Origin of the sequence: Bacillus hominis (genome assembly GCF_018332515.1) — a bacterium.
In the GTDB taxonomy this organism is placed as follows: Bacteria; Bacillota; Bacilli; order Bacillales; family Bacillaceae_G; genus Bacillus_A; species Bacillus_A hominis.
This window is the reverse complement of the sequence record NZ_BOQD01000187.1, coordinates 1-3,645: the sequence shown is the minus strand read 5'-3', so window position 1 is coordinate 3,645 and position 3,645 is coordinate 1. Positions and strand designations below refer to the sequence as shown.

2 protein-coding genes are annotated in these 3,645 nt (G+C 30.6%); both read right to left on the bottom strand.

Going from position 1 to position 3,645, the window contains the following annotated elements:
* Window positions 1–681: beta-1,6-N-acetylglucosaminyltransferase (locus tag KI356_RS18265; protein WP_212936078.1), on the bottom strand; the 681-nt coding region annotated here is incomplete at its 3' end.
* Between the two features lie 304 nt (window positions 682–985).
* Window positions 986–3,424 carry a right-handed parallel beta-helix repeat-containing protein gene (locus KI356_RS18260; RefSeq protein WP_212936077.1) on the bottom strand — a complete coding sequence of 813 codons (2,439 nt, stop codon included), beginning with the start codon at window positions 3,422–3,424 and terminating at the stop codon, window positions 986–988.
* Window positions 3,425–3,645: the final 221 nt, after the last annotated feature.

The following is a 3,645-nucleotide window of genomic DNA, read 5'->3' as shown; positions in this document are numbered from 1 at the left end:
GCTATTTTGTTCCAAAAACTCTATAATATATTTTGCAACATCCAATGGAATACAAAACCATGATGAGCCGTGGTAAAATTCCATTTTATCAGGTAATTTATATGGATTTGAAAATATATTTATTCCAAATCCATATAGAATCATGATCAACCTTCTGAAAAACCTAAAAGGATGGAATATACTGTATTGTTTTCTTGTAACTTTTGGCCATCTGATATTTGGAAAAGACGCATCTGGATTATTTCGATCTACATGTGTTGTAGTCATAAATATTTTATTGCTATTCTTTAATAAACACTCCCCAAATCCATTTTTTACCACTAAATCTTGACCACTTCTAAAACAGACAAAATCGTATTTACGTTGTGTTTCCAATACTGCTTTTAATAGCAGTATAGTTGCCTCTACTTGACTAATATCTCCCCATTGTACATCCACACTCTTATTTAATATTGTTAAATTTTTATTTTTGGATATCAAAGGATATATTTCATCGAAATTTTTTTTATCTATATGAACAAATACATCTCCATATTTTTCTGAAATCAATTGACTAATAAACTGGTTTACTTGTTTTGGATTTTTATGCACTTGCAAAATATATGCTATTCTTGGTTTGTTTCTAAAACTCTTATCGTATTCCAATAATATTTTTGAGTTCTCTCTCATATCTTTGTTCATAATTAGCCCCCACAAAATCAACATAATGAACCATTACATTCGATATTAAGAACAACCAAAGGGTATTAACCATTTTTAATTGTATTTACAAATAAATTCCCTAGATCTCCAATCCTGTACATTATCCCTAATGCATCCTAAAAATCCGCTGTCTAAAGTTAGATATAATATTTTCAAATATTATGAGTACTATGTTAAACTTATAATAAAAAAGCCACTATGTTGATAATCAAACATAGTGACTTTCTTCAATGATTCATTCGTTGGTTCGTGTAAAACCCCGCCATAAAATAACTATTACCGATTAATTGTTCGAAACATCCAAATTATCCATCATACGAACTCCATCTCGTGCAGAAACTATAACATTGTTAAAAGTACATTTAGCTATCGTCATATGATTTTTTTTGACTAACCAATACAAATTAATTTTACTATTTTCTAAATAACTATTTAGAAGCATAGAAGAGTTGAGACCACTAGCTGATTTCCCAATACCAGACTTCACAAAAGTACTATTTGCCAGAATTACATTTCCTTCTAAATTGACATCTACACTTTCAAAAGAACAATTATTTGCATTTATTCTTCTCATATATTTTACATCATTAGAACCAAATGTAATATCTCCTCCTAATCTTTTAGCCTTTGCTTTAATAAAACTCCCATTATTTATATTGCAACATTCTATATTAGATGCACCTTCAATAACTGTTAAATTATTTAAAGTTATCGGTCTTCCTACATAGTTATACGGTGGTTTAATATCTATATCATAATTTTTCACTGTTATATTCTTCACTACACCACCCGTCATCAATAGTGTGCACCCCACATCGACTGCTGTATTTGCTCTCCACTCACGTTCGACCAGCACATTTTCCACATAACACCGACCATAATTATATCGGCTAATATTAAATCCTATTTCTCCTTCATCTGTAATAATAATCGGTGCGCCTCCTACTGCTTCAGATACTTGAAAACTTGTATCTGTCCTATTCACCACATAATATAGTTTATTTACATCAATTCCTGCTGGAACCCTTCCAACCCATTGTTCAAAACATACTTTCGCTGTATTTCCCATTTTATGCGGCTGACTATAGGTAAATGTACTAGTTACCACATTTACTGATGGTGTTCCAAAATATCCATAAACACTAGATACCAAAAAGGCTCCTTCTTTCACCTGTATATTCCGTACAATAGCCCCTTCCACATCTATCATTTTACATTGACCATTATTAAAATCAGCACCATCAACTAAGTGATTTCCTTTTACACTTAATGAACAATTGATAAAAGAGTTATTAAGATATTTGATTCCCATTGTCTTTTGGTCAGAACTAACACTTCCAATATTATACCCTTCAAATATATTATTTTCTAAAGTAACATAATTTCCGTCAGTATTTACAAAATGCCCACGTTCATTATCATGGATATAGTTATTAAAAATAAATAGTCTAAAATTCACTTCCAACCCATCTTGTTTGTAATAAGGGAATTTATACGGAATATTACTTTCTCCCACCATTGATTCGATATCTATCCCAAACATTGGTGCTGCCCCACTCCGAAAGTCTGTTGTAACACCATCATCATTTTTACCGATATGATGAATTTGATTTTTAAAAACATACGTATCATTTGAAGCACCTAAAGTTATACCTTGTCTTCTACAATGATGTATATTGCAATCATAAATATAAATATGAGATCCCATATCTTCTTGCGTATATTCTGATGGATTCAGTTTATATTGTAACCAACCTGTAGAAATAGCATCACCAGTACAATCACTTATCTCTATATTTTCAATTTCAATTTGATGTGAGCCCAACATTTCAATCCCTTGTCCCCACTCATGAGTATAATTTTGGCTGTCTATCTTTGCACTAATTTTCGAAATTTGTTCATCACTTAAAGGGGACGATGTAATATCAATAACAAAAATCATTTTATTACATTTTTCTATTTCGTCAAACCATCCCCTTCCAGTTGGAGATGCTGGAGCAAATTGTCCATTCGTTCTAACACCTACAAGTGTACTACTGGAAATAGTATCTTTGTACTGATAAAAACTATATGCTGAAGTTACTACATTTGGAATTTTCCATAATCTAAATACTTTTAAAATTCCCGGTTGTTCGTTTCGATCCAAAACTTCACTACGAATAAAATTCGGATTATTATTTAAGGAGCCATCTGCATTTACTCCCCCTCTAACAAATTTCACCCCTAATTCATAAATATGTCCCTTTTTGTCTCCAATAATTTTCCCACCACTAATTTTCACATTCTTTACATTTTTAATTTCGAATATTCTATACCAAGGAGATGAATTATTTTCTAATTGCAAATTACACCCATCAGCCATTTCAAAATGAATCCCACTTTGCATAATAATACACGAGAATGATGTACTATTAATTTTCAAACCATATGTTCCACTAGGTAATATAATATGATTATATCCACTAGATTTAGCCCATACAATTGCTTCATTTATTCCTTTAGTAGTAGCCAGTGGATTGGTTCCATCATTTTTTATATCCCATTTATCTAATTCTATTACATAAGAATTAGATTGATCCATTATTGTATCAGTTTTAAGCATTGACTTTTTAGGAACCCATTTTACTTTAGTGCCATCATAAGTCAAAACATCACCATTTACAGGTAACTGAGTTATCAAATCTAAATTATCAAGATCTTCAAGATTAGCTTTAATAGTCATTTTAAACTTATCACCTCTTTATTACTTTATATATCCTATGTAATAAGAGGTATAATAGCTTGGATAGATGAACACAAACATGTTACTAAATCCATCTATAGTTCCAATTTCTTCTTTTTAAACCTCACAAATACTACTCCTACAATTTTTTTGAAAATCCCAAGTAAATATTTAAATTCATCTGAACTATAAAACACACATATATATATAAGATTCGGAAT

What these genes read in the sequence shown, in the direction of transcription:
- KI356_RS18260 (WP_212936077.1), bottom strand. Translation starts at nt 3,424, where the DNA reads ATGACTATTAAAGCTAATCTTGAAGATCTTGATAATTTAGATTTGATA.